Raw genomic sequence first — 22,819 nt, 5'->3', positions numbered from 1 at the left:
GTGCAGGGCGTCCAGCACCAGCGCTTCGGGGGCCGCGCACAGGCCGATGGCGCGGCCCGACTCCGCAACGCCCGGATCGGGAGCCACCGCGAAGGGAGCGCCCGTCTCCTGCAACGCCTCGGCCAGGGCCGCCGCCGCCCACGACGCCGGTCCCACTGCGACCTGGGCGACCACCGGCGTCAGCGCCGCCCCGGCAGGCAGGCCGCAGGAGCGGAGCGCCTCCGTGAGCTCGGCGTCCAGTCCCGTCCCGGCCGGAACCAGTCCGCCTGCCGGTTCCGGTGCGGTGCGGCCGGGGCTGCCGGCGCCGAAGCCCCCCGCGTCCGATGCGACCGCACCCGCCGCACCCGCCGCACCCGTGCTCGCGCTGCTCGCGCCCGCCGCTGCGGCGTCCAAGGCCGAGCGGCGGGGTCCCGAGCCGCGCAGCAGGTCGACGACGCGCGCGGCGCCCTGCCGCTGCGCGGCGGCCGTCGAGTGGGCGCGGTCGGCCAGCGGGGCCAGCAGGTCGGCGAGCCCGCGCAGCACGGACGTGGCCGCGGGGGCGGGTTCCGCGTGCGGGAGCAGCAGCCAGCCGTCGAACGGGGAGACGCCCGGCTCGCCCACCGGGAGGGCCGGCGCCTCGCGCACCCCTCGGCCCCCGGGTTCCCTCGACGGGCCCCCGACGGAGCCGGTCTGCCCGGCGCGGCCGTGGCCGCGCGCCGCCCGGTCCGGCTCGGAGCTTCCGAGCACGCGTCCCGCGCTGGTGCGCAGCGAGCAGTGGGGGAGACCGAGGTCGGCCACCGCCCTCGCCAGGACCTCGGACGGGGCGGCGCCGGAGTGGAGCAGCGCCAGCACGTCGCGTCGCACCGCCGCCGGGACGGCGGCCGTGCCCTCGGCCTGGTGCTGGAGGTCACCCCAGAGCCGCAGGTAGACCCGGTCGGTGACGGCCCGGAAGCTGGTCCCGGCCGGGACGGCGAGCAGCGGGATGCCGTGGCGACGGCACGCCTCCGCGAGCTCCGCCGGGACGGCGCCGTGGGTGCCCTCCCCGGCCAGTAGCGCGGCGGCCTCCGCGCTGCGCAGCGCCGTCGCGAACCGTCCGGCGGCCTGGGCGGCGGCCACGGGGTCGGCGGCGAGCTCGTCCGGACGCCACCAGACCAGACCGGTGAGCACCAGCTCGCCGGGGCGCAGATAGCGCGCGGGGTCCTGGAGGTCGGTCGAGGTGACGCCGGTGACCTCCCGGTCGAGCAGCTCCGGCGTGGCCCAGGCCACCGCGATCCGCAGGTCCTCCAAGCGCAGCAGATCCCCGACGATCACGTTCCGTGCTCCTTGCCTTGCGCGCCGGTTCCCGGTCTCGCGGCAGCGAGGAGGAAGTGCGCCCCAGCATGGTAGATGCGAGCCTGAAAGGCCGCCATGCCTGTCTGCTGCGTGGACAGCGGACGCCGACCACCCGATGCGAGGGATTCAAACAAGGCGCGTCGCCCGGGCGCGACTGGTCGTGCACACGGTTGCGATCACCGCGGACTGGATGATCGACCAAGTAGCCGGATCCCCCCGCGATCCGCGACGGGCCGGGGGATGATGGGGATCATCCGTACCGAGAAGGATCGGAAGCGAAGCAGGACCGGAAGCAGGACCGGAAGGAGCCGAGGATGCGTGCCGACATCGTGCCGGGCGGGGTCTTCCCGGACTACGAGCTGACCGACCACGCGAAATCCCGCCGCAAACTGAGCGAGCTCCAAGGCGGCGACCCGATGGTGCTGATCCTCTCGCGTGGCCACTTCTGTCCCAAGGACCATCAGCAGCACCTCCAACTCGCGGCCCACTGGTCGGAGATCAACGTCGCCTACACGAAGGTCGTGACGATCGCGACGGACAACCTCTTCGAGCTGAACGAGTTCCGCGCCTCCGTGGGCGCGCAGTGGACGTTCCTGTCCGACGTGGGCCGCAAGGTCCAGCAGGATCTGGACATCCAGGAGTACACCGACCCCACCCACAACCCGATGGTCCCGCACACGCTCGTGCTCAAGCCGGGCCTGGTGATCCACAGCGTCTACAACGGCTACTGGTACTGGGGCCGCCCCTCCATCGAGGACCTGCGCCGTGATCTGCGCGAGGTCACCCGTGAGATCCGCCCGGACTGGGACCCGAGCGCCCCCGGACTCCGCGCCGCCTGGGAGGCGGGCGACCACTCCCGGCACTACCCCTACACGTAGGGACAGCGACGGGAGGGGCCCGGTCATCCCACCCGGTCCTCGGTCAGCCGGTCCTCGGTCACCCCGTCACCCGGTCACGCGTCGGGTGGCGGCCCCGGCGCGGGGAACCCGAGGGCCTCGGCGGCGGCCCGGCTGCCGCCCACCAGACGTGACCAGCCGGTCGGGTTCGCGCCCGCGAGCCCGGAGGCCACCGCGTCCACGACGGCCTGCGGTGGTGCTTCGCCTGTGACGGGGACGGCCCAGACGAACTGGAGCCAGTGCTCGTCGGCCCCGTCCGGGGCCGGGCGCCGGCAGATGAAGGAGATGTCGAGCAGGTCGCGGTCGTCGTAGTGGCTGCCGATCCACCCCGGCGCGCAGTGCCAGCGTGCCATCAGTTCCGGTTCCTGCCCCAGCCGGGCACGCAGCAGTCGGGCCGCCGTCAGGGTGGGCCACTCCCACAGGCGTCCCCGCGCGGCGCGGGCCAGTTCGGCTTCGTACTGCGCGGCGTCGAAGCGGTACGCGGGGAGCTCCGGGCCCGGCGTGCGACCCGCCGGTTCCGGTGGTCGGCGCCAGTCCCGCCAGACCACGGCATCCCCCTCGCGGACGACGGTGACGTGCAGGGCTCCGCAGCAGCCCTCCGTGCACCATGCCTCGGCGAGTTGGACCTCGCGCGGTTCGGTCGTGGCGTGCAGGATGCCGGTGTCGAGCAGTACCCCGGGAGGGTGCGGGCGGCCGCGCTGGAACGCCGCGGCGAGGACGGGGAAGCCGTCGATCAGCACCCTGGTCTCCACCCCGCCCTGCGCGCCGGGGTCCAGCTCGACGATCTGGAGCTGGAAGAGGGACACCCCCGCCTCGGGCATCGGAGCCTCGGACCGGGCGCCCTCCGTCGCCGCGAGCGTGCGCAGGGTGCGGCGTGCCCAGTCGGCGCGCCAGCGGTCGAGTCGGTCGTCGGATCCGCGGGCGGCTCTCCGTGTCTCGCGCCATGCCCGCTGTGCCAGGACGTCACGCAGCCGGCCCACGATCTGCCTGTCGTCGCCGGGGAGTCGAGGCAGCAGGCGGCTGTGGCCGCTCTCCAGATCCAGGACGAGTGAGAGCAGCAGGGCGTACCGGGTCATGGACGGACTGAGCAGGTGCGCGCGCGAGGCGAACGCCGCGTACGTCTCGCGCGCCTGCGGGTACCCGAGGATCGCGGGGCGGTAGTCGTTCGACTGCGTCATCGCCGCGAGCACCAGGCCGACGCGCTCCAGCGCGTCCTCGTCCAGCGCGGGATCGGCCAGGACCGCGGGCAGGTCGAGGCGGTCGGCGATCGTCCGGGCGAGTGACGGATACAGGGGGCTGATCCCACCGGGCCTGAAGCCGTGGAGCAGCCAGTCCCGTGGCGCGGGGCCCGGTTGTGCGCACAGGGCCTCGACCACTCTCGTCAGGTACGCGGCGGGTGCGCGGTCGGCCAGCCAGATCAGCTCGGTCGCGGCGTCCGGCAGGCCGGACAGCAGTGCGGCGGCGCGTCCCGTGAAGCAGGGCAGCAGCCCCAACAGGCGTATCGCCTCCGCATCCTCAGGCTCGACCCGGCCTTCCAGCAGGGCCAGACCGGTGTCCACGGTGCGCACGTCGGCGCCGTTGTCGATCAGCCGGCGGCCGGTGCCGTGGAGGCGGTCCGGCTGCCGCGCGGTCTCGGGATCGTCGAAGTGGGCCGCGAGGACGGTCTCGACGTCGTCGCTACGGCAGCGACCCGCTCCTTGCTGGAGGCCGTGGGAATCCGGGGGCAGCGGACCGTCAGGAGTGAGCTGGTGCAGGCGCTTCGCCAACGTCAGCAGGGTGGGCCGGGGTTCGAGCGCCCTGCGCTCGTCCTTGGCGCTCACCGGGCGGGGACGGGCTCGATTCTCTTCGTCATGCGCCGGATCCTGGCAGGGCCCCGGTGGCCAGGGCAATCGGTTTTCAGCGGCCGGGTTTTCAGGGGCCGGGTTGTCAGCGGCCGGGTTTTCAGCGGCGCCGACCGCTCACTCGTCCAGGCCCCAGCTGATGACGTGCTCCGGATGGACCCGGATCACCTCGGGGCTGAAGTTCGGGCCCAACGCGTGCGGGCCGGTGAGCAGTTCGGCCGTGCCGCGGATCTCGACGCCGCGGACCCGCCACGGGCTGGTGCTCACCAGGTCGTCGACGACCAGGGAGATCCTCGGGTTGGCCTGGAGGTTGCGCCACTTCTTCGTGGCGCCCATGCGCAGGCCGCCGATCAGGATCGTGCCGTCGTCCTGGGGGAAGAACCCGACCGGGTTGGCCTGCGGCTGTCCGGCGGGGTCGACCGTGGCCATCCGGCCGAGCCGCTGGCCGGCCAGGTAGGCGCGCTGTGCGGCGGTGAATGCGGTCATGGCGGGCTCACTGCCTCAGCGCGGCGTCGCAGGTGTGGCAGAGCCACGGGGTCAGGTTCGGCGGGTACCAGTGCGAGCCGGGAGCCGTCGGGTGGTAGCTGTGCTTCTCCATCGGCGCGGTCTCCAGGCCGCACAGGGTCCGTTCGGCCGGATCGTCCGGGGTGTCGGGGTCGGACGAGGCGGCGTGGACGGCCTTGAGGCCGCCGACCACCCAGCTCTTGCCGTCGAGGTCGGGGGTGTGCCCCGCCTGCGGCTCGATCAGCACGATGATGCCCACCCCTCCACGATCGCGCGGCGTCCGGACGCACGCATCACGTGAATGTTTTCATTCAGAGTCTTGACACCTGCCTGACTCCATACAGGAAGATGTGGCCCACCTCACCCCCCGGCCTCACCAGCCCGACCTCACCCGAAGGTGGCCTCATGGAGCAACGCGCCCTCGAGTTCGTGCCGACCGACGAGAGATACGGCAGGCCCCGGTCGCTGTTCACCGTCTGGTTCGCGGCGAACATGCAGATCACCACCATCGTCACCGGCGCGCTGGGCGTCGTCCTCGGCCTGCCGCTGCCCTGGGCGGTGCTGGCCCTGGTGGTGGGGAACCTGTTCGGCGGCGTCTTCATGGCGCTGCACTCCGCGCAGGGGCCCAAGCTCGGCATCCCCCAGATGATCCAGAGCCGGGCCCAGTTCGGCGTGCTCGGCGCGGTGCTGCCGCTGCTCCTGGTCATCCTCATGTACATCGGCTTCTTCGCCAGCAGCGCCGTCCTCGGCGGCTCGGCGCTGGCCGCCTGGACGGGCCTGCCGCGCACGGTCTGCGTCATCGCCGTGGCCTGCGTCTGCGTCGTGCTGGCGCTCTACGGCTACCGGCTGATCCACCAGGTGGAGCGGTGGATCAGCCTCGTCAGCGCCGTCGGCTTCGTCTACCTCAGCTACCGGCTGCTCTCGGCCCCGCAGCCGGCCGGCCTGTGGCACGCGGGCTCCCTCGACGTCGGCACCTTCCTGCTGGTCGTCTCCATCGCCGCCACCTGGCAGATCACCTACGCGCCCTACGTCGCCGACTACTCCCGCTACCTGCCCGAGGACACCAGCAGCGCGGCCGCCTTCGGCTGGACCTACGCGGGCTCGGTCGGGGCCAGCATCTGGATGATGGCCTTCGGCTGCGTCGCCGCCGCCGTCGCGCCCAAGGCGTTCGGCGCCGACTCCGTCGCCTACGTCGTGGGCCTGGCGCCCGGCTCGGTCTCGGGTGTGTTCTTCCTGGTCGTCGTGCTGGGGGTGCTCGCGGTCAACGTGCTCAACCTCTACGGCGCGTTCATGTCCACCACGACCACGCTCGGCGCGGTCTTCCGCTTCCGCGTCGGCCAGGGGCTGCGGGCCGCCTTCATCGTCGGCGCGGCCGCCGTCGGCACCGGCCTGGCCCTGCTGGCCCAGGGCGACTTCCTCAGCACCTTCGAGAACTTCATCCTGCTGCTGACGTACTTCCTGGTGCCGTGGACCGCGGTCAACCTGGTCGACTTCTACCTGATCCGCCACGAGCAGTACGACATCCCGGCGCTCTTCGACCCCGACGGCCGCTACGGGCGCGTCAACTGGCGGACCATGGCCGCCTATCTGCTCGGCGTCGCGGTCGAGGTGCCCTTCGTCAGCACCAGCTACTACACCGGCCCGATGGTCGCCCACCTCGGCGGCGCGGACATCTCCTGGATCCTCGGCCTGATCGTCTCGGCGGCCCTGTACTACGTGCTGATGCGTCCCTACGCGATCCCGCGTCAGGCGTCCCCGGCGACCTCGCCGGACCGGGAACAGGTCCAGCCTCGCGCCTGAGCGGCACCGCGACCGGTTCGCCGCCTCCTTCGCCGCGGACGCGCCCGTGGCCATCGGCCTGGCCTGATCAGGTCGGCCACCGCGGCGGGCGGCGGGATCATCCGGCCGTCGCCCGCCACCAGGTACCAGGTCGGCTCGGGGCGCCAGGCGGGCTTTCTCAGCCGAGGACCGGCACGCGCCGCGGCGGCCCGGGGAAGACCACCCGGAGCTTCCGGACCCGCCGGTCCTGGCGGAACATCACCCAGGCCAGCGTGGCCGGGCAGGGGTCCTCGATGCCGACGGGGTTGGTGACGTCCATCTCCCAGATGGTGATGTCGCGGCTGGCCACCACGTGGCGGACGTGCTGCCGCACGCCCTTGTCCAGGATGCGGCGCATCACCGGCGAGGGGTGGACGTGTGCGCCGGGCTGCGCGAAGGTGCCGATCATCGCGGAGTCCCTCGGCCACAGATCGGCGATCTCGCGGGGCAGACCGGCGCCTCGCGCGGCCGCCGCCAGGGTCGCCACCGCCTCGTGCCGGCTCTCCTGGACCAGCGTCGAGGCGTCGATGTGCGTCTGGTCGGCGGTGGTCGCCAGCACCTCGGCCATCCTCGCCCTGGCCTGGTTGAGGCGGCTGCGCACGGTACCGACCGGCACCTCGCAGGCAGCGGCGATGTCCTGGTAGGAGGTGATGCCGCTGAAATGCCGCAGCATCAGCACCAGCCGCTGCTGCTCCGGCAGTTGCTCTACGGCGCCCCAGATCCAGTCGCGCATCGCGTGCCGGTCGACGATCTGGTCGGGCCGGTCCGGAGCGGGGCCGCCGAGGGCCGTCCGGTCGAGGGCGCGCAGGCCGTCCAGGCCGTCCAGCCCCGGCGTCTCGCGGTCGGCACGCAGACGCATGCGGCAGGCGTTGCGTACGACCGCGCGCAGCCACGGGCCCACGGCCGCCGGATCCCGCACGTCGCCGATGCGGCGCAGCGCGGTCAGTGCGGCGTCCTGCACCGCGTCCTCCGCGTCGGGGCCGTAGCCGAGCAGGCTGAGCGCCACGGCGCGCATCGGCGCCTGATGGCGGCCCAGCAGCAGCCCGAGGGCCCCGGCCTCGCCGGCCTGGGCCCTGCGGGTGAGCTCCTCGTCCGTGGGCGTGGTGAGGGGTAGGGGTGTTGCCATGCCTGTGCGCCTCCGTGGCGACGTGTCAGGAACGGTCGGGGCCTGCGACGGACGTCGTCAGTGCCCCCGGCCGTCCTCGGGCAGCCAGCTTCCGTGGAAGCCGGACGGGACCGGGCGTGGGAGCTCCACGACGGCCTGGACGGACAGGTCCGTGGCGTCGAGGACGAGCAGTTCCCCCGCCTTCCCAGTGTCGTCCGAGACCAGCGAGAGGAGCCAGCCCTCGTCCTCGGCCGTGCCGCCCGACGCCGGGACGAACACCGCCTCGCCCGCGTCGCGGCTGCCGGGTGTCGCGTGGACGCGGGTGGTGCCGAGGGCGAGGTCGTGCTTGGCGATGCCGTCGCCCGAGACGGTGTAGAGGTGGCGGTGGGGCCGACCGGTCAGGCTCTCGTTGTGGGTGGGGAACTCCGCCTGCCGGTCGTCCAGTTGCGCCTCGTCGACCCGGCCGGTGGCCGGGTCGAGCAGCCAGCGGTGCAGGACCGACGCGGCCCGGCCTCGGCCTCCGCCGGTGCCTCCGCCGGGGCCGGGGCTGGTGCCGGTGCTGGGCCCGGGGCCGGCCGGGCCGCCGATGCCCGACCAGGTGCGTCGGAAGCCTTCCGGGTCGTAGCGGACCGCGTCCAGCACGATGCGGCCCCGCGCGTCCTCGTGGGCGTTGCCCACGTGGAAGACGTAGCAGGGGTCCACCTCGAACCAGCGGACCTCGGTGCTGCCCGGTGCGCGCGACATGACGCCGAGCCGCGCGCCGTAGCCCTCGTCCCAGCGGTACGGCGTGCCGCCGCGCCCGGCGAGGGCGGGGTCGAGGACGACGGGCAGGTCCATCCACACGATGTGGTGCTCGGTGACGGCGAAGTCGTGCATCATCGTCGGGCCCGGCACCTCGACCGGCCGGCTGTCGACCAGCAGCCCCTCGGCGGTGACCCGGTGGTAGGTCAGATACGGCGCGGTGAACGCCGCACCGAACAGGTGCAGTTCGCCGGTGGCGGGGTCCTCCTTGGGGTGGGCGGTCATCGCGGTGGTGAGGCGGCCGCCGAAGTCGTAGGGCCCGACGGTGGTGAGCTCCGGCGTGACCCAGTAGGGGAGCCCGACCTCGCACAGCGCCAACACGGTCCCGGCGTGCCGGATGACGTGGGTGTTGGCCGGCGAGGCGGCCAGGTCGACGGTGCCGTCCGCGCGCAGCAGCGGGTGCCCGGCCAGCTGCCGGGTGCGGATCCAGCGGTTGCGGTACCACTCGGCGCGGCCGCCGCGCAGCCGGACACCGTGGAGCATCCCGGGGCCGGTGAACCAGTGGCCGTCGTCCTCGCCGGGCGCCGGGTTGGGCCCGTTGCGCAGGTAGCGGCCGTCGAGCTCGGGCGGCAGGCAGCCCCGAACGGTGAGCTCGGCCGCCGTGTGCTCCACGGCCACCGGGGCGAAGCGGCCCCGGAGGTACAGCGGCGGGACGCTCGTGTCGGTCGTGTCGCTCGCCGGGTTCATCGGGCCGACGCCGGGGCGTGCGCCTGCCCGGCCAGGCCCTGGGCCTGGAGCCGCGCCTGGACGCGGGCGGGGTGGACCTTGGTGAACCACGCCGGCGCGACCAGGCCGACGACATGGGCGGCGACGCCCGTCCAGCCGGGGGCGTGGACCGCCCCGCACACGACGAGGGCGACGCCGATGAAGGTGAACCCTGCACCCCAGGCGCCGGTCACGGCGTCGTTGACCCGGACGAACGCGGGCGTGTCCCAGTACTCGCGCGGCGTCTGCCGCTTGGCGATGCCGAGGGTGAACGGGCGTCGGACCGCCAGCGATCCCCAGGCGGTGACGGCCAGCCAGGTGAAGGAGAGCACGTCGGTGTGGTGGGACAGGGCTGAGTGCGGCGCGGCGACCGCCACCGCGCCGATCACGGCGAAGTACACGACGCTGCTGGTCTCCAGCACCAGCGCGTCGCCGCCGACGCCGCGGCGCCGGTCCTGGAGCAGCAGCACCAGGCCGGAGAGGAGACCGCCGATCGCGCCCCAGCGCCAGTCGGCGGGCGAGACGGCGGCGGAGACGATCCAGGGGACGAAGCCGCGCAGGTAACCCATGGTGAAAGTTCCTCAGGGGAGTGGAAGTCAGGCAGTGACACCGACTGGATGCGCGGCGCGCGCCGAAGTTCGACCCGCGGGATGTGACGTGCATCACACTTCAGTGACTGTCTGGTTCCGCGACGCGCTCCCGTTCCCGACCGCGCTGCTGGCCGAGTGCCGCGCGCAGCCCCTCGCCGCGACCGGCCTGGCGGCGCGAGCGCCTCCAGGCCGGGCACATCACCGACGAGCTCGGACGCAGCGTGATCCGCGACCTCGCCGTCACGGCGATCGTCTTCGGCGTGTCCGTGGCCGTGCCGATCGCCTTCGCCTCGCCCAGGGCCGCACTCGCCGTCTGGCTGCTGCTGACCCCCGCCAAGATCGTGACGGGCCGCCAACTGCGCGCCGCGCGCGGGTAGCAGGACGCGTCGGCGGGCGCGGGCGCGGGCCCGCGGCACGGGAGGGGCCGCGGGCCGCAGGGCGGGCGGGGATCACGCCCGAGCCGGGGCCTTCCCGTAGCGGCGCTCGAACCGCTCGACGCGGCCGGCGCTGTCCAGGACGCGGGCGTTTCCGGTGTAGAAGGGGTGGCTGGCGGAGGAGATCTCCACGTCGACGACCGGGTAGGTCCGGCCGTCGGACCACTCCACGGTCTTGTCGCTGGTGAGCGTGGAGCGGGTGAGGAAGGCGACGTCGGCCGCGCGGTCGCGGAAGACGACGGGCTGGTAGGTGGTGTTCATCGCGGGATTCCTCTCGGGTGGTCGTGGGCGTCGTCCCAGGCGTCCGGGGACGCGGTCGGGGTCGGGGTCAGCGCTCCTCGCGGAACTCGACGTGGTGACCGGCCGCAGGGTCGTACTTGCGCAGCACGAGACGGTCGGGGTCGTTGCGGCGGCTCTTGCGGGTCACGTAGGTGTAGCCCGTTCCCGCGGTGGAGCGGAGCTTGACGATCGGGCGCAGTTCGCTGCGGGCCATGGGTCCTCCTGTCCAGGGCGACCGCCACTCCACTGAGTGAAATGGAAGTCGTTTTCAAGCCTTCTGGCCCTCACAACGCGCGCCCGCCGACACCTATTCCCCGCCACCTCCGGGGCCCCTCGATATACTTCGGTATATGGGCGAGGACAGCACGCGGGAGATCTACCGGCATCTGCGTGAACTGGCTGATCAGTTCGAGCCGCCTGCGGGAATGTCGCCACGGTTCGAGATCGCCGACGGCCAGGTGATCATGATGATGAGCCCGGCGAAGCGGCACGACCTCAACGCGTTGCGGATCGCGCGGCAGTTGCAGCCCCAGTTGCCCGAGGAGCTCGTCGCCTCGCCGATCGGCGACGTCGAGAACCCGGCGGTCGGCTCGTTGCGACGTCCGGACGTGATGGTCGTGCCCGAGGCGGCCTTCCTCGAGGGTGCGGAGGACGAGGGCCTCGACCCACGTGAGATCCTCCTGGCGGTGGAGGTCGTGTCCAGGTCCAACCCCGAGAACGACTACTCCGCGAAGACCCGTGACTACCCCCGCATGGGGATCGAGCACTATCTGATCGTCGATCCCCGTGACGGCACCTGCCTGTACCAGTGGGACATCACCACCCACGACGGCCGACCCGCCTACCGCAACCGTCTCGCTTCGGCGTTCGGCGAGAAGATCAGTGTGAGGGACTGGGTCATCGACACCGGCAAGCTCTGGCGGTACACCGCATGACGCCCGACGATCCGCTGGCCCCGTTCGCACGAGCGCTCGGCGCACATCTCGCGAGCCTGCGCAAGGCGCGCGGCCTCACCCAGGCCCAGCTTGCCGACCTCGCCGGTATCACCCAGGCCGCGCTCTCCCGCGCGGAGACCGGGCGGACCCTCCCGCAGCTGCGCACCCTCATGACGATTGGGCAGGTGCTCGACCGGACCGTCGGCATCCATCTCGACGGCCGGCTGATCACCGGCCCCCGGTCGGCGGGTCGCCCGTGACGAGGCTCTCGGCGGGCTGGGAGGCCCTCACCACACCTCGCCGTCGCGCCAGTCGCAGGTGAGCTCGCCGGTGAGGTCGAGCCGTGACCCGTCCCGCCGCACGAAGATGTAGCCGTCCTCCTCCGGGGTGCGGATGATGCCCGAGGTCGGGGTCAGCGCCGACGTCGGCCCCTGCCAGGGGCGCCAGCCGCGCGCGGCGTAGAAGGCGAGGCCCTCCTCGGAGGAGCCGAGCGCGCCGAAGTCGTAGGCGCGGTCGATGACCCGCTCCAGCGGGGCCATGACCGCACCGCCGTATCCGCGTCGCCGCAGCGTCGACTCGACGGCCACGCCCTCGACGTAGCCGACCCGCCAGGCCCGCCCGCTGTGCAGCAGCCGCCGCTGGACGACGGCGCCGTGGGCGACGACGAGGCCGTTCGGCAGCCGCAGCAGGGCGTGGACGCCGCCCAGGCAGTGCTCCCAGTCGTCCTCCGCCATGTCGTCGAAGGTCCGGTAGAGCAGCGCTCGCGCTGCGGTCAGTTCGTCCGGCTCCAGATCCGCCGTGTGGGCGACGCGGAGGGCCGGCTGGTCTTCGGTCATGGCACAAGGATGCGCGAGCCGTCCCCCTGTCCACGGAACCTGACGGGTCGACACCTGTCCGCCGTGGTCAGAGGCCGTCAGGCGCGGGTCGTGGCGAAGGCGGCGGGCACGAGCTCCGGTCTCGGCGACCGCGTCGGGTCGGGTCGCATCGGGTCGGGGTGGCGTCAGTCCTCGACGGCCTGACGGACGCGGCGGGAGGGCTGGAAGGCGTAGAGGTCGAGGATGTCGGGAGGTTCGGCGAGGCCGGGGCCGCCCGCGCGGGTCCAGGCGGCGATGTCCGCGGTCGCGTCGCGGTCGTTGACCAGCCCGAGCCAGACCGGGCGGCCGCCCGCGCGGCGGCCGGCCGGGGACGGCTGCACCACGATGACGTTGGCCTGCTCGCAGGCGTCCAGGCAGTCCACCGCCCGCACGCTCGCGCTGTCCGCCAGCGCGGCGCGCAGCTCGCGCAGTTGGGCGGCGTGGTCGAGGCGTGGGACCTTCGGCGTGCCGCAGCAGCAGCCACGGCAGACGGTCACCGTGGGGAGCGGCGGCTGGGCGGGCGCGGCCTCGGCGGCGCGCTTGCGGCGGCTCACGAGGCAGCCCCCGTCTCGGACCGCGTCCCGGCCTCCGGCTCGACGTCGCCTGTGTCGTTCCCCGTCTCCGCCCCGGCGCGGCGCCAGGCGGCGTCGCGCAGCAGGCGCAGGCCGTTCAGGCCGACGATGACCGTGGACCCCTCGTGGCCGAGGACGCCGAGCGGCAGCGGCAGGTGGCCGGCCAGGTCCCAGACGACCAGGCCGGTGATGAACACCGAGGCGATGACCAGGTTCTGCACCACGAGCGCGCGTGCCCGGCGGGAGAGCGCGACGACGGTGGGGACGGTGGCCAACTCGTCGCGGACGACGACCGCGTCGGCCGTCTCCAGGGCGAGATCGGAGCCGGCGCGCCCCATGGCGACGCCCGTGTGGGCGGCGGCGAGCGCCGGGGCGTCGTTGACTCCGTCGCCGACGACGAGCACACGGCGGCCTGAGCGCTCCTGCTCGGTCACCGCCGCGACCTTGTCCTGCGGCAGCAGCCCGGCGCGTACGTCGACGATGCCGACCTCGGCGGCCAGCCGGGCGGCGGCGCGGGGGTTGTCGCCGGTGAGCAGGACCGGGGCCCGGCCGGTCAGCGCGCCCAAGCGGGCGACGGTGGCGGCGGCGTCGGCGCGCAGCCGGTCGGCGAGGCCGAGCACGCCCACCGGGGTGCCGTCCCGCAACACGACCACGGCGGTGCGGCCGCCGTCCTCCAATGCGGCGGCGACGGCCGCCGCGTCGAGGGAGGACCGGCCCGCAGTCCGCTCCAGCAGCCGGGCCGGGGCGCCGACCGCGACCTTCCGGCCGTCCACCGTGGCGGTCACGCCGACCCCGGGAGCGGAGGCGAAGTCCTCGCCCACGGCCGGCCGCAGGCCGCGCTCGCGGGCGGCGTCGACGACGGCGCGGGCCAACGGGTGCTCGCTCGGGTGCTCGGCGGCGGCGGCCAGCGCCAGCAGCCCGTCCTCGGTCAACCCGCAGCCGTCCAGCGGACGCACCTCGGCGACGCGGGGGACGCCCTCGGTCAGGGTGCCGGTCTTGTCCAGCGCCACGGCGCGGGTCTGGCCGAGCCGCTCCATGACCACGGCGGACTTCACCAGCACACCGTGCCGCCCGGCGTTGGCGATCGCCGACAGCAGCGGCGGCATCGTGGCCAGCACGACCGCGCACGGGGACGCGACGATCATGAACGTCATCGCGCGCAGCAGCGACCCGGACAGCGCCGCGCCGAACGCGAGCGGGACCGCGAACACCAGCAGCGTCGCCGCGACCATGCCGAGCGAGTAGCGCTGCTCGACCTTCTCGATGAACAGCTGGGTCGGCGCCTTGGTCTCCGACGCCTCCTCGACCATGGCGACGATGCGGGCGATCACCGAGTCGGAGGGGTTGCGCTCCACCGCGACGCGCAGCGCGCCCGTGCCGTTCAGCGTTCCGGCGAAGACCTCGTCGCCGACCTGCTTGGCCACCGGGAGCGGCTCGCCGGTGATCGTGGCCTGGTCGACCTCGCTCGCGCCCCCGATCACCCGCCCGTCCGCGCCGACGCGCTCGCCGGGCCGGACCAGGACGACGTCGCCGACCCTGAGCGCGTCGGTGGCGACCGTCTCCTCGACGCCCGCGCCCTCGCCTTCGCCGTCCTGGACCAGCCGGGTGGCGGTCGCCGGGGCGAGGTCGAGCAGGCCGCGCACGGAGTCGGCGGTCCGGGCGGTGGCGAGCGCCTCCAGAGCGCCGGAGGTGGCGAAGATGACGATCAGCAGCGCGCCGTCGAGGACCTGTCCGATCGAGGCCGCGCCCAGTGCCGCGACGATCATGAGCAGGTCGACGTCGAGCGTCTTCTCCCGCAGTGCGGTCAGCCCGGTCCAGCCCGGCTCCCAGCCGCCGGCCGCGTAGCAGAGCGCGTACAGGGGCCCCCACACCCAGGCGCTCGCCCCGGCGAGCTGAAGCGGCAGCGCCATCGCGAAGAGCAGCAGCGCCGTCAGCGCCCAGCGTGCCTCGGCCAAAGCCAGCACACGTGTCCGGCGGCGTGGGGCGACCGTTCGCGCGGCCGGGGCGTCGGCGCGTCCGTGTTCGCGGTCGAGAAGGTCGGTCGGCATGCGGAGGGGTCTTTCGGGCGGAGGGGGAAGACTTCGACGGTCCCCACTATACGGGAACACTTGAATGCTTCTTCACGTGTTCTCGGTATCATGGAGGCATGGGCCATGGGATGAACCGCAGCATCACCGCACGTGAGCGCCTCGACGCCGTCGGCGCGGCCAATGTCGCGACCACGCTGCAGGCACTCGCCACCCCCTCGCGGCTGCTGATCCTGGCTCAGCTCCAGCAGGGCCCCTGCGCGGCCACCGACCTCGCCGACGCCGTCGGCATGGAACGCTCCGCCTGCTCGCACCAGCTGCGCCTGCTGCGCAATCTCGGGCTGGTGAGCGCCGAGCGCCACGGCCGTTCGATCGTCTACTCCCTCTACGACGACCACGTCGCCGACCTGCTCGACCAGGCCCTCGGCCATGTCGAGCACCTTCGCACCCCGGCGTTGCACGCCGACGAGGACGAGGGAGCCGAATCCGAGCTGGAAGCCGCCCGCTGACGTGACGACAGCCGGACAGTCCCGCCGGGCCGATCCCGCGCCCGTCCCGCTCGCCACCATCGCGCGGGAGTGGGGCCGGATCGGCTGCATCGGGTTCGGCGGGCCGCCCGCCCACATCGCGCTGCTGCGGCAGCTCTGCGTCGAACGGCGCGGCTGGATCGCCGCCTCGGAGTTCGAGGACGGCATCGCCGCCACCAACCTGCTGCCCGGACCCGCCTCCACCCAGCTGGCCATCTTCACGGCCTGGCGCCTGCGCGGCGTCGCCGGGGCCGTGGTGGGCGGCCTCTGCTTCATCGTGCCCGGTCTGGTCCTGATCCTGGTGCTCTCCGCCGTCTTCCTCGCCTCCGGCACGCCCGGCTGGGTGCGCGGCGCCGCCGCCGGAGCAGGCTCGGCGGTCGCGGCCGTCGCCCTCCACGCGGCCTGGGGTCTGGTGCCGGGCAGCTGGAAACGGGCCGGAGCCGCGCGGGCCGCCCGTGCCCGCTGGATCGGCTACGCCCTCGCCGGAGCCGCCGCGGCCGCGACGGTCGGACCCTGGCTCGTGCTGCTCCTCGTCGCGGCCGGCCTCCTGGAGGTCGCCGTGCGCGCGGCCCAGAAGAACAAGCAGAACAAGGAGAGCAGGCAGCGCAGGCAGAACGGGCAGAACAGGCGGGGCGGGCGGGGCGCGCCGAAGGGAACCGGCGCGTGGCCGCTGCCGCTCGCGGTGGCCGCCCCGGCGGCGGGCGGGCTGCTCTCCCTCGCCTGGGTCGCCTTCAAGGTCGGCGCCCTCTCCTACGGCGGCGGCTTCGTCATCATCCCGCTGATGCAGGCCGACGCGGTCGACCACTACCACTGGATGACCGCCGGTCAGTTCCTCAACGCCGTCGCCCTCGGCCAGATCACCCCCGGCCCGGTCGTCCAGACCGTCGCCGTCGTGGGCTACGCCGTCGCCGGAGTCGGCGGGGGACTGCTGGCCGCGGCCGTCGCCTTCACCCCCTCGTTCCTCTTCGTCCTCCTCGGCGGCCGACACTTCGACGCGCTGCGCGCCAACGTCCACGTCCAGGCCTTTCTCACCGGAGCAGGCCCCGCCGTCATCGGCGCCATCGCCGGATCCGCCGTACCGCTGGCCCTGGCCCTCACCCACGCCTGGCAGTACCCGGTCCTCGCCCTCGCAGCGGTCTGGCTCCTCGCCCTGCGACGCGGCGTCGTCAGCGCCCTGCTCGGCGCCGGGCTCCTCGGGGTCCTCGCCGCCCTGGTCGGGCTCCCCACGGGCTGACCGCTCCCGGCTCGGCCCGCTGCGGCGGCCCGCGGGGGACGCGGTGGTTGAACGGCCGGAGCGGGGGCAGACAACGGTTGGATCATCCACTGATCGAAACGAGGTGACGAACATGGCCGGCATCAGGCTGATCAAGCGCCCCGCCCCGCCGCGCCCGCAGCCCCCGCTCGATCTGCGGACGCCCTCGGGCCGCCCCCTGCCGTACTGACAGGCGGGCGCGCGGTCTCGTCGTCAGCTCGCCTCGGCGCGCTCCGCGTTGGGGGAACGACGCGCCAGCCCACGCGAACCGTTCTTCCGTTTCCCGCGCTGACCTGCCTCGTTACGGGGTCACTGAGTCCGTGCCGGGCCGGTCCCCCTCGGGGTGCGGGGCTCGCGCCAGGCGCGCACGCTGGTGGGACGGGTGTGTTCATCGACGGAATCGGGGTCGTGCGATGTACCGGGAGGCGCGTGTCTGCTTCGTCCGGACGGTTCGTGTCGGCGAGGTGACCCTCGAGGGCGAGATGGACCTGTCGGTCGAGCTCGAGCACGGCTGGGTGACCGTGGATCTCGGCGGTGGCGAGGACTCCCACCGGGTCTCGCTGCCGTCGGAGGGCGTGGCGTGGATCCTGTGGAAGGGACCGGAGCGGTACGGCCCCACCGTGTCGCGCGGAGGGATCTGAGCGCAGGGCTCGGAGCAGGGGCTCCGAGCCGGGCAAGGGATCCGAACCGCCCGCGCCGGAGGCTCAGCCTTCGAAGAAGGCCCTGACGACCCGCTCCGCCGCCTCGTCCTCCGCGGCGACGGGGGACACCTCGTCCAGGGTGTCGAGGTCGGTGTCCTCGGTGAGCTCCTTCTCCCAGGCGTCGGCCAGCTGCTGCTGCCGTTCGCGCGGCTCCGCGAGGACCCTCTGACGGCTGGCGGGGCTGAGCGCGGCGAGGAAGCGGGCGAGTTCGTCGTCTGGCACGGGGGTCTCCAGGGGAGGCGGGGAGGGGATCGGGGGATCGGTCAGGCGGAACGCGCCGTCTCGTCCTGCGCGGCCGCCTGGAGCCGTTCCAGCAGGGGCCGGGCGAGCCGGTGGAGGGTCGGCGGCTCGGAGCGCAGGTGCCACCACTGGCAGCGGCCCGGCCAGGACAGCCCACCGTCCGCGGGGACGGTGACGTCGAACGCGATCTGCAGCACCTCGTCGTCGTCCGCGGTGCGGTGGACGGCGGTGGTGGCGAGGGTCGCGCGCCACGAGGCGAGCCCGAGATGGCGGTCGCACAGCCAGTCGAGGGTGAGCGCGACGGTCTCGGTGGGGTGGACCCAGGCCACGGGGACCGACCAGACGTCGTCGTCGGGACGGCGGTCCACCAGCAGCACGTACTCGCGTGCGTCGCGGGGGCGGACCAGGGCGAGGACCTGGAACTGGGTGATGCCGGCACGACGGGCGTCGTCCGTCACGTGCTGGATGTCGTGCGGGTCCAGATCGCGGAGAGGGGGCTGCTGCTCGGCTATCGTCACCCCCTCAGGATGACGCCCCGCGCACGGGAGGCACCGGCCGGGATGGGCCGAACGCGGCATCGCGTCTGCCGGACGGGCGAGGTCGTCCCGCGATCGCCTCCGCGCCGTCGGCCGGCTCCCGTACGCGGTGGCCCGAACGGGCCAACCGGGCCGCCCGCCGCCGGGGCCCGTCAGTGACGGGTTGCGGGCAGTCCGCATACGGTGTGTGACCGTGCGCGGCGGGCGCGGCGCCGGGGGGCTTCCTAGGGTGGGACCGCGGCTACCGGACCGGACGATTCGACCGCAGTCGAGCGGCCGAGCGGCTCCGCGAGCCGTCGTTGGGAGGTCGACGATGACCAGGGCACGTGACGTGATGCATGCGGGGGCGTTCTGCATCGGCGAGGACGAGTCGCTGATGGACGCGGCGCGCATGATGCGCGACCACGGGGTGGGGGCGCTCCCGATCTGCGGACAGGACCAGAAGCTCAAGGGCATCATCACCGACCGCGACATCGTGCTGCGCTGTCTGGCCGAGGGCAAGGACCCGGCGCAGATGAAGGCGCGCGAACTGGCCGGGCACCTGCACTGCGTCCGCGCCGACGACGACATCGAGACGGTGCTGCGCCGGATGGAGCGGCACCAGATCCGCCGCATCCCGGTGATCGACGGCGAGCGGCTGGTGGGCGTCATCAGCGAGGTCGACCTGGCGACCGGGCACCGCGAGGGCCAGCGGCTGACCGATCAGCAGATCATCGAGTTCATGGACAGGATGTACATGAAGGCCTGAACCGGACTGTCCGGAGTATCCGGACGCCCGACCCGGTCCGGCCGGTGGCGTGAGACCGCCACCGGCCGGACCGGAAATGTCTGTTTGAGCACACAGCACCGCCTTTCCCTTCCGCGGAATGCCTCGTTCCTGATAGGCACGTCCCAGAGGACCCACAGGACGACCCCGGGAAGGCGGCGGTGTGACCATGGCGTGTGACCAGGCAGGATCCGAACACGGCGGCGAGCACGGACTCATATCCTTCGACGTCGACCTGACCCTGGAGGAGGGCCGGCGGCGCGCGCTGGTGCTGGCCGCCCTCGGGCCGGACTGGGACCCGGTCGCCGTGCTGCGCGACGAGGACGCCGCCCACGCGTTGCTCTACTCCGGCCTCGACGCCGAGCAGCAGCGCATCCACGACGAGCTGGTCGCCGCGGGCGTCCTGCCGCCCGCGCCGGAGCACGGTCGTGCTGCCGATTGATCCGCAGGCGGACATCGGCCGTCGCGCCTGGGTGGACTGCCCCTCCTGCGACGACGCCGACGGCTGCTCCACCTGCGAGGCGAACCGCACCTGCACCGACCACTGGCGCTACCTGCTGTCGAACAGCGGCAGCCGGATCCACCTCCAGTGCCCGGCGTGCACGCACGTGTGGGCCCACGAGACGCGCTTCGGCGCCGGTCCTGGCACCGGCGCCGGCCCTGGCGCCCGCCCCCACGGCGAAATCGTGTGACCGGGAGCAGCACGCGTACTACCCTCTGACACATGGACGTCACAGGCCGAACCATCACCGCGACCGCGCGAGCGACGAGCTCGCCGGTCGCCTCCGCCTGACGTTCTTCCTCTTCACGCCGGCGACCGGACACGGTCCGCCGGTCGTGCCATGGCTGCCTTCTCGCGCTTCCTGGTCGCTCCCGGTCGCGTCGACGGCGTCGACGGCGCACTGCGTCGATCGCTTCGAACGCGCGGACCCGTGGTCCGGTGCCTCCCGCCTCGTTCGCGAAGGAGCCACCCCATGCACAGCGATCAGATCGTCCGCACGTTCGTCGAGTACTTCGAGGACCGCGGCCACCGACGGATCACCGGCTCGACCCTGCTGCCGCCGCCGGGTGACCCGGTGCTCTTCACCACCTCCGGGATGCACCCGCTCACCCCGTATCTCGAGGGGCGTCCCCACCCGCTGGGCGACCGACTGGTCAACCTCCAGCGCTGTCTGCGCACCACCGACCTCGACGAGGTCGGCGACGACACCCACCTGACCGTGTTCGAGATGCTCGGCACCTGGTCGCTCGGCGACTACGGCGGCCGCCAGAGCCTCGAGTGGGGCTACGGGCTGCTCACCGAAGGATTCGGCGTCGACCCCGGCCTGCTCCACGCCACGGTCTTCGGGGGTGACGACCGGTGCGGTCCGGACGTCTCCTCCCTGGAGCTGTGGCAGGAGCACGGCGTGCCGGTCGAGCCGACCGTCGAGGACAACTGGTGGTCCAACGGGCCGACCGGCCCCTGCGGCCCCGACTCGGAGATCTTCCTGTGGACCGGCGACGGCCCGCCGCGGTCGGCCCCGACCCGGGACGACCGCTGGGTGGAGGTGTGGAACCACGTGATGATGCGCCACCGACGCCTCGACGACGGCTCGCTGGTGCCGCTGGGCCGCGGCAACGTCGACACCGGCCTCGGCCTGGAACGGCTCGCCTGCCTGCTCCAAGGGAGACGCTCGGTCTTCGAGTGCGACCTCTTCGAGCCCTGGCGGCGGACCGTCCCGGGCCTGTGGCCGCTGGACGAACGCTCGCTTCGGGTGGTCTGCGACCACCTGCGCTCGGCCGTCGTGGTGATCGGCGACGGCGTGCGCCCGTCCAACACGGGCCGCGGCTACGTTCTGCGCCGACTGATCCGACGGGTGCTCACCGTGCTGCGCGGGGAGGATCCTTCGCGCGGTCTCGTGGACCTGCCGGAGGAGCCGATCCGGCACACCCTGGACCGGTTCCGCCTGCAGGAGGAGGTGGAGTCGGTGCGCCGGGTGCTGCTCGACGAGGAGCGCCGCTTCGACCGGCTCCTGGAACGCGGCCGACAGGTGCTCTCCCGCCCCCGGTTCCGCGGCCCGCTGGACGAGGAGGATCTGCACTACCTGCACGAGACCCACGGCCTGCCGCGCGAGCTCGTGCTGGGCCTGCGGTCCGGGTGAGGTGCCGACGGGCCGGACCTCGTCCGGCCCATCGGCCGTGATCGGCGTCGCCCGGCGGGGTAGGGATGCGGGCCATGACAGACGATTCGATAGCTTCGGGCGTCTCGCGCCGGGTCCTGCTCTCGCTGGGCGGGCTGACGCTGGTCTCCGCGTTCGCGGCCACCCCCGCGTCCGCGACACCCCTGCCTTCGCCGCAGCCGCAGCCGCAGCAGCCGCCTCCCCGGCCTGCGCCGGGTCGCGAGGGTGAGATGCTCGGGGACTCGCACCCGCTCGGGGTGACGGCGCCGGACGAGTCCGCGGCGAACCGTCATGGACCGCAGTACTACGTCCACAAGGGCCCGCACGCGATCGCGCTGACCATCGACGACGGGCCCGACCCCCGCTACACCCCGCAGGTCCTGGCGCTGCTGCACCGCTACGGCATCACGGCCACGTTCTGCCAGATCGGCCAGGAGATCCGGCGCCACCCCGCGCTGGTGCGCGAAGTCGCCGCCCAGGGACACCTGCTCGCCAACCACACCTGGACCCACGCCGACCTCGCCCGCGAGGGACGGACCGCGATCCGCGAGGAGATCACCCGCACGAGCGAGATCCTCGACCGGACGACCGGGACGCGGCCCGTCCTGTTCCGCGCCCCCTACGGCGCCTGGTCCAGCCGGGTCCTGGCCGAGTGCCGGGCCCAGGGCCTGCGGCCGCTCGACTGGTCCGTCGACCCGAGGGACTGGTCACGACCGGGCACGGCCGACATCGTCCGCACCATCCTGCGCACCACGCGCACCGGCTCGATCATCCTCGAACACGACGGCGGCGGGAACCGCTCGCAGACCGTCGCGGCGCTGCGCACCGTGCTGCCCCGACTCCTCGACGAGGGCTACCACTTCGTCACGCCCTGACCCGTCCGCCCGGCGCGCGGCCTTGACCGGACCTGACCTGACACGGCCGGCCCTGACCGGACCGACGGCGGGCGGGCGCGCTCAGTTCAGCAGCGCCTCCAGAACGCGACCGAAGACGAGCCGCGCCACGCCCGCCACCAGGGGATCGAGGGCCGCCGGAAGACCCCGGACGCGGATCTCCTCCACCCACACCACCTGCGCGCCCCCGGCGTTCCCGGACGCCCGGACCCTGAACTCCGCCCACCCGCGCACGACGCGGCCCCGCTTCTCCAGACGGCACAGACCCGCCCCGTCCACGCCGGGCGGCTCGAACACGACGATCTCCATCGGGTCGTCGAAGCCCGTCGGGCCGAGGGCCGTGCGCGCGAGGATCACGTCGCCCGCCGCCCGCCCGGAGCCGCGCGTGGCGCCGACCCGGGTGAAGGGGACCCGGTCCCCGTGGCGGGACCAGTCGGTGAGCCGGGCGAAGCACTCGTCCGGGGTGAGCGGCACGGTGCGCACCAGCAGGAACGTCGCCACGGCCTCAGCCCAGACCGCGGCGGGAGCGGAACCGGGCGAGAGCCGCGTCGAGCGCCACCAGGGGTTCGGGGTAGCCGAGTTCGGCGCGGAGCCCGGCCGGGAGCTTCCACGGCTCGTGGATCGCCGGTGCGTCGAGGCGGGCCAGCTCCGGCACCCAGCGGCGCACGTACTCGCCGTCGGGGTCGTAGCGCTTGGCCTGCGTCACGGGGTTGAGCACGCGGTTGGGCCGGGTGTCGGTGCCGGTGCCCGCGACCCACTGCCAGTTCAGCTGGTTGTTCGCCACGTCGCCGTCGACGAGCAGGGAGAGGAAGTGCCGCGCGCCGGCGCGCCAGTCGATGCCGAGGGTCTTGCACAGGAAGCTCGCGGTGATCATGCGGGCCCGGTTGTGCATCCAGCCCTCGGCCCGCAGCTGCCGCATGCCCGCGTCCACCAGCGGGTAGCCGGTCCGTCCCTGTCGCCACGCCTCCAGCTCGGCCGGCGCGTCACGCCAGCGGTCGTGGCGGGCGCGGTAGTCGGACCGGGAGGCGTCCGGGCGGGCCGCGAGCACCTGGTGGTGGAAGTCGCGCCACGCG

General features: G+C 73.6%; 29 protein-coding genes. 13 read left to right on the top strand and 16 right to left on the bottom strand.

Features of this window, described 5'->3' with window-relative positions:
• The coding region (locus TR50_RS46585; protein ID WP_052440837.1) for a PucR family transcriptional regulator ligand-binding domain-containing protein at positions 1–1,290 on the bottom strand (1,290 nt) is incomplete at its 3' end.
• 335 nt (positions 1,291–1,625) lie between these two features.
• On the opposite strand from TR50_RS46585, the gene TR50_RS07710 reads away from it, so the two are divergent.
• Positions 1,626–2,189: a redoxin domain-containing protein gene (locus TR50_RS07710; RefSeq protein WP_052440836.1), complete on the top strand. Its 564-nt coding sequence runs from the start codon at positions 1,626–1,628 to the stop codon at positions 2,187–2,189.
• A gap of 74 nt (positions 2,190–2,263) precedes the next feature.
• Here the strand turns inward: TR50_RS07710 and TR50_RS07705 are convergent, their stop codons facing one another.
• The 3 genes from TR50_RS07705 to TR50_RS07695 form a co-directional block, all read right to left on the bottom strand.
• Positions 2,264–4,027: a hypothetical protein gene (locus TR50_RS07705; RefSeq protein ID WP_052440835.1), complete on the bottom strand. Its 1,764-nt coding sequence runs from the start codon at positions 4,025–4,027 to the stop codon at positions 2,264–2,266.
• A gap of 138 nt (positions 4,028–4,165) precedes the next feature.
• Complete coding sequence (locus TR50_RS07700) at positions 4,166–4,534, bottom strand: PPOX class F420-dependent oxidoreductase (RefSeq protein ID WP_042416511.1); 369 nt, start codon at positions 4,532–4,534, stop codon at positions 4,166–4,168.
• A gap of 7 nt (positions 4,535–4,541) precedes the next feature.
• Positions 4,542–4,811, bottom strand: coding sequence for a hypothetical protein (locus TR50_RS07695; protein ID WP_052440834.1), 270 nt, complete (start codon positions 4,809–4,811; stop codon positions 4,542–4,544).
• A gap of 146 nt (positions 4,812–4,957) precedes the next feature.
• On the opposite strand from TR50_RS07695, the gene TR50_RS07690 reads away from it, so the two are divergent.
• A complete protein-coding gene (locus TR50_RS07690; protein WP_236654314.1) occupies positions 4,958–6,352 on the top strand; it encodes a purine-cytosine permease family protein in 1,395 nt (464 codons plus the stop codon).
• Between the two features lie 157 nt (positions 6,353–6,509).
• Here TR50_RS07690 and TR50_RS07685 read toward each other — a convergent pair whose 3' ends face one another.
• The 3 genes from TR50_RS07685 to TR50_RS07675 are packed head-to-tail and all read right to left on the bottom strand — an operon-like array spanning position 6,510 to position 9,550.
• Positions 6,510–7,496 carry an RNA polymerase sigma factor gene (locus TR50_RS07685; RefSeq protein WP_042416509.1) on the bottom strand — a complete coding sequence of 329 codons (987 nt, stop codon included), beginning with the start codon at positions 7,494–7,496 and terminating at the stop codon, positions 6,510–6,512.
• Positions 7,497–7,553: 57 nt separating this feature from the next.
• Positions 7,554–8,963, bottom strand: a complete 1,410-nt coding sequence (locus TR50_RS07680; protein WP_042416506.1) for a carotenoid oxygenase family protein — start codon at positions 8,961–8,963, stop codon at positions 7,554–7,556.
• The gene (locus TR50_RS07675) at positions 8,960–9,550 is read right to left on the bottom strand and encodes a hypothetical protein (protein WP_042416503.1); all 591 of its coding nucleotides are present in this window, start codon (positions 9,548–9,550) and stop codon (positions 8,960–8,962) included. The genes TR50_RS07680 and TR50_RS07675 overlap by 4 nt, the downstream gene beginning before the upstream one ends.
• Positions 9,551–9,792: 242 nt before the next feature.
• Here TR50_RS07675 and TR50_RS46580 point away from each other — a divergent pair, with 242 nt between their 5' ends.
• The gene (locus tag TR50_RS46580; RefSeq protein ID WP_160311091.1) at positions 9,793–9,948 is read left to right on the top strand and encodes a hypothetical protein; all 156 of its coding nucleotides are present in this window, start codon (positions 9,793–9,795) and stop codon (positions 9,946–9,948) included.
• Positions 9,949–10,020: 72 nt separating this feature from the next.
• Here TR50_RS46580 and TR50_RS07665 read toward each other — a convergent pair whose 3' ends face one another.
• Both TR50_RS07665 and rpmG read right to left on the bottom strand, forming a co-directional pair.
• On the bottom strand, positions 10,021–10,266 hold the full coding sequence (locus TR50_RS07665; protein ID WP_042416500.1) for a type B 50S ribosomal protein L31: 246 nt from the start codon (positions 10,264–10,266) through the stop codon (positions 10,021–10,023).
• Positions 10,267–10,333: 67 nt separating this feature from the next.
• The gene (rpmG, locus tag TR50_RS07660) at positions 10,334–10,498 is read right to left on the bottom strand and encodes a 50S ribosomal protein L33 (protein ID WP_042416496.1); all 165 of its coding nucleotides are present in this window, start codon (positions 10,496–10,498) and stop codon (positions 10,334–10,336) included.
• Between the two features lie 136 nt (positions 10,499–10,634).
• On the opposite strand from rpmG, the gene TR50_RS07655 reads away from it, so the two are divergent.
• Positions 10,635–11,219, top strand: a complete 585-nt coding sequence (locus TR50_RS07655; RefSeq protein WP_042416493.1) for a Uma2 family endonuclease — start codon at positions 10,635–10,637, stop codon at positions 11,217–11,219.
• On the top strand, positions 11,216–11,479 hold the full coding sequence (locus TR50_RS07650; protein ID WP_052440833.1) for a helix-turn-helix transcriptional regulator: 264 nt from the start codon (positions 11,216–11,218) through the stop codon (positions 11,477–11,479). The genes TR50_RS07655 and TR50_RS07650 overlap by 4 nt, the downstream gene beginning before the upstream one ends.
• Positions 11,480–11,506: 27 nt before the next feature.
• Here the strand turns inward: TR50_RS07650 and TR50_RS07645 are convergent, their stop codons facing one another.
• From TR50_RS07645 to TR50_RS07635, 3 genes are all read right to left on the bottom strand, one after another.
• On the bottom strand, positions 11,507–12,055 hold the full coding sequence (locus TR50_RS07645) for a GNAT family N-acetyltransferase (RefSeq protein WP_042416490.1): 549 nt from the start codon (positions 12,053–12,055) through the stop codon (positions 11,507–11,509).
• A 164-nt stretch (positions 12,056–12,219) separates the two neighbouring features.
• Positions 12,220–12,627 carry a hypothetical protein gene (locus TR50_RS07640; protein ID WP_042416486.1) on the bottom strand — a complete coding sequence of 136 codons (408 nt, stop codon included), beginning with the start codon at positions 12,625–12,627 and terminating at the stop codon, positions 12,220–12,222.
• Complete coding sequence (locus tag TR50_RS07635) at positions 12,624–14,693, bottom strand: heavy metal translocating P-type ATPase (protein ID WP_042416483.1); 2,070 nt, start codon at positions 14,691–14,693, stop codon at positions 12,624–12,626. Before TR50_RS07635 ends, TR50_RS07640 begins: the two co-directional genes overlap by 4 nt.
• A gap of 98 nt (positions 14,694–14,791) precedes the next feature.
• Here TR50_RS07635 and TR50_RS07630 point away from each other — a divergent pair, with 98 nt between their 5' ends.
• The 3 genes from TR50_RS07630 to TR50_RS46575 all read left to right on the top strand — a co-directional run bounded on the left by TR50_RS07630 (position 14,792) and on the right by TR50_RS46575 (position 17,092).
• Entirely contained in the window at positions 14,792–15,181 is a 390-nt protein-coding gene (locus TR50_RS07630; RefSeq protein ID WP_042416480.1) for an ArsR/SmtB family transcription factor, read from the top strand.
• Between the two features lies 1 nt (position 15,182).
• Positions 15,183–16,433 carry a chromate efflux transporter gene (gene chrA, locus TR50_RS07625; protein WP_042416476.1) on the top strand — a complete coding sequence of 417 codons (1,251 nt, stop codon included), beginning with the start codon at positions 15,183–15,185 and terminating at the stop codon, positions 16,431–16,433.
• 482 nt (positions 16,434–16,915) lie between these two features.
• Positions 16,916–17,092 (top strand): hypothetical protein, encoded by a 177-nt coding sequence (locus tag TR50_RS46575; RefSeq protein WP_160311090.1) that lies wholly within the window; start codon positions 16,916–16,918, stop codon positions 17,090–17,092.
• A gap of 63 nt (positions 17,093–17,155) precedes the next feature.
• Here the strand turns inward: TR50_RS46575 and TR50_RS07615 are convergent, their stop codons facing one another.
• Both TR50_RS07615 and TR50_RS07610 read right to left on the bottom strand, forming a co-directional pair.
• A complete protein-coding gene (locus TR50_RS07615; RefSeq protein WP_042416471.1) occupies positions 17,156–17,374 on the bottom strand; it encodes a hypothetical protein in 219 nt (72 codons plus the stop codon).
• Positions 17,375–17,415: 41 nt separating this feature from the next.
• A complete protein-coding gene (locus TR50_RS07610; protein WP_042416467.1) occupies positions 17,416–17,910 on the bottom strand; it encodes a hypothetical protein in 495 nt (164 codons plus the stop codon).
• 331 nt (positions 17,911–18,241) lie between these two features.
• Between TR50_RS07610 and TR50_RS07605 the strand changes: the two genes are divergently transcribed.
• From TR50_RS07605 to TR50_RS07585, 5 genes are all read left to right on the top strand, one after another.
• Complete coding sequence (locus TR50_RS07605; protein ID WP_042416465.1) at positions 18,242–18,676, top strand: CBS domain-containing protein; 435 nt, start codon at positions 18,242–18,244, stop codon at positions 18,674–18,676.
• Between the two features lie 187 nt (positions 18,677–18,863).
• Positions 18,864–19,136 (top strand): DUF6400 family protein, encoded by a 273-nt coding sequence (locus TR50_RS07600; RefSeq protein WP_042416993.1) that lies wholly within the window; start codon positions 18,864–18,866, stop codon positions 19,134–19,136.
• Entirely contained in the window at positions 19,123–19,386 is a 264-nt protein-coding gene (locus TR50_RS07595) for a hypothetical protein (protein WP_042416462.1), read from the top strand. Before TR50_RS07600 ends, TR50_RS07595 begins: the two co-directional genes overlap by 14 nt.
• A gap of 282 nt (positions 19,387–19,668) precedes the next feature.
• Entirely contained in the window at positions 19,669–20,835 is a 1,167-nt protein-coding gene (locus TR50_RS07590; RefSeq protein WP_042416459.1) for an alanine--tRNA ligase-related protein, read from the top strand.
• 74 nt (positions 20,836–20,909) lie between these two features.
• Positions 20,910–21,728: a polysaccharide deacetylase family protein gene (locus TR50_RS07585; RefSeq protein ID WP_042416456.1), complete on the top strand. Its 819-nt coding sequence runs from the start codon at positions 20,910–20,912 to the stop codon at positions 21,726–21,728.
• An 81-nt stretch (positions 21,729–21,809) separates the two neighbouring features.
• Here TR50_RS07585 and TR50_RS07580 read toward each other — a convergent pair whose 3' ends face one another.
• Complete coding sequence (locus TR50_RS07580; protein ID WP_042416453.1) at positions 21,810–22,247, bottom strand: Immediate-early protein 2; 438 nt, start codon at positions 22,245–22,247, stop codon at positions 21,810–21,812.
• A gap of 4 nt (positions 22,248–22,251) precedes the next feature.
• Positions 22,252–22,819 (bottom strand): FAD-binding domain-containing protein (locus TR50_RS48505; RefSeq protein WP_236654313.1); only part of this gene is annotated, 568 nt, incomplete at its 5' end.

It is taken from the genome of Streptacidiphilus anmyonensis (assembly GCF_000787855.1).
In the GTDB taxonomy this organism is placed as follows: domain Bacteria; phylum Actinomycetota; class Actinomycetes; order Streptomycetales; family Streptomycetaceae; genus Streptacidiphilus; species Streptacidiphilus anmyonensis.
This window is presented reverse-complemented; position numbering and strand designations above follow the sequence as displayed.

Bases quoted from the DNA above. Each gene is read 5' to 3' on its own strand.
- TR50_RS07710 (WP_052440836.1), top strand. From the start codon at position 1,626: ATGCGTGCCGACATCGTGCCGGGCGGGGTCTTCCCGGACTACGAGCTG.
- TR50_RS07700 (WP_042416511.1), bottom strand. From the start codon at position 4,534: ATGACCGCATTCACCGCCGCACAGCGCGCCTACCTGGCCGGCCAGCGG.
- TR50_RS07690 (WP_236654314.1), top strand. From the start codon at position 4,958: ATGGAGCAACGCGCCCTCGAGTTCGTGCCGACCGACGAGAGATACGGC.
- TR50_RS07685 (WP_042416509.1), bottom strand. From the start codon at position 7,496: ATGGCAACACCCCTACCCCTCACCACGCCCACGGACGAGGAGCTCACC.
- TR50_RS07680 (WP_042416506.1), bottom strand. From the start codon at position 8,963: ATGAACCCGGCGAGCGACACGACCGACACGAGCGTCCCGCCGCTGTAC.
- TR50_RS07675 (WP_042416503.1), bottom strand. From the start codon at position 9,550: ATGGGTTACCTGCGCGGCTTCGTCCCCTGGATCGTCTCCGCCGCCGTC.
- TR50_RS07665 (WP_042416500.1), bottom strand. From the start codon at position 10,266: ATGAACACCACCTACCAGCCCGTCGTCTTCCGCGACCGCGCGGCCGAC.
- rpmG (WP_042416496.1), bottom strand. From the start codon at position 10,498: ATGGCCCGCAGCGAACTGCGCCCGATCGTCAAGCTCCGCTCCACCGCG.
- TR50_RS07655 (WP_042416493.1), top strand. From the start codon at position 10,635: ATGGGCGAGGACAGCACGCGGGAGATCTACCGGCATCTGCGTGAACTG.
- TR50_RS07650 (WP_052440833.1), top strand. From the start codon at position 11,216: ATGACGCCCGACGATCCGCTGGCCCCGTTCGCACGAGCGCTCGGCGCA.
- TR50_RS07645 (WP_042416490.1), bottom strand. From the start codon at position 12,055: ATGACCGAAGACCAGCCGGCCCTCCGCGTCGCCCACACGGCGGATCTG.
- TR50_RS07635 (WP_042416483.1), bottom strand. From the start codon at position 14,693: ATGCCGACCGACCTTCTCGACCGCGAACACGGACGCGCCGACGCCCCG.
- TR50_RS07630 (WP_042416480.1), top strand. From the start codon at position 14,792: ATGGGCCATGGGATGAACCGCAGCATCACCGCACGTGAGCGCCTCGAC.
- TR50_RS07605 (WP_042416465.1), top strand. From the start codon at position 18,242: ATGACCAGGGCACGTGACGTGATGCATGCGGGGGCGTTCTGCATCGGC.
- TR50_RS07600 (WP_042416993.1), top strand. From the start codon at position 18,864: ATGGCGTGTGACCAGGCAGGATCCGAACACGGCGGCGAGCACGGACTC.
- TR50_RS07590 (WP_042416459.1), top strand. From the start codon at position 19,669: ATGCACAGCGATCAGATCGTCCGCACGTTCGTCGAGTACTTCGAGGAC.
- TR50_RS07585 (WP_042416456.1), top strand. From the start codon at position 20,910: ATGACAGACGATTCGATAGCTTCGGGCGTCTCGCGCCGGGTCCTGCTC.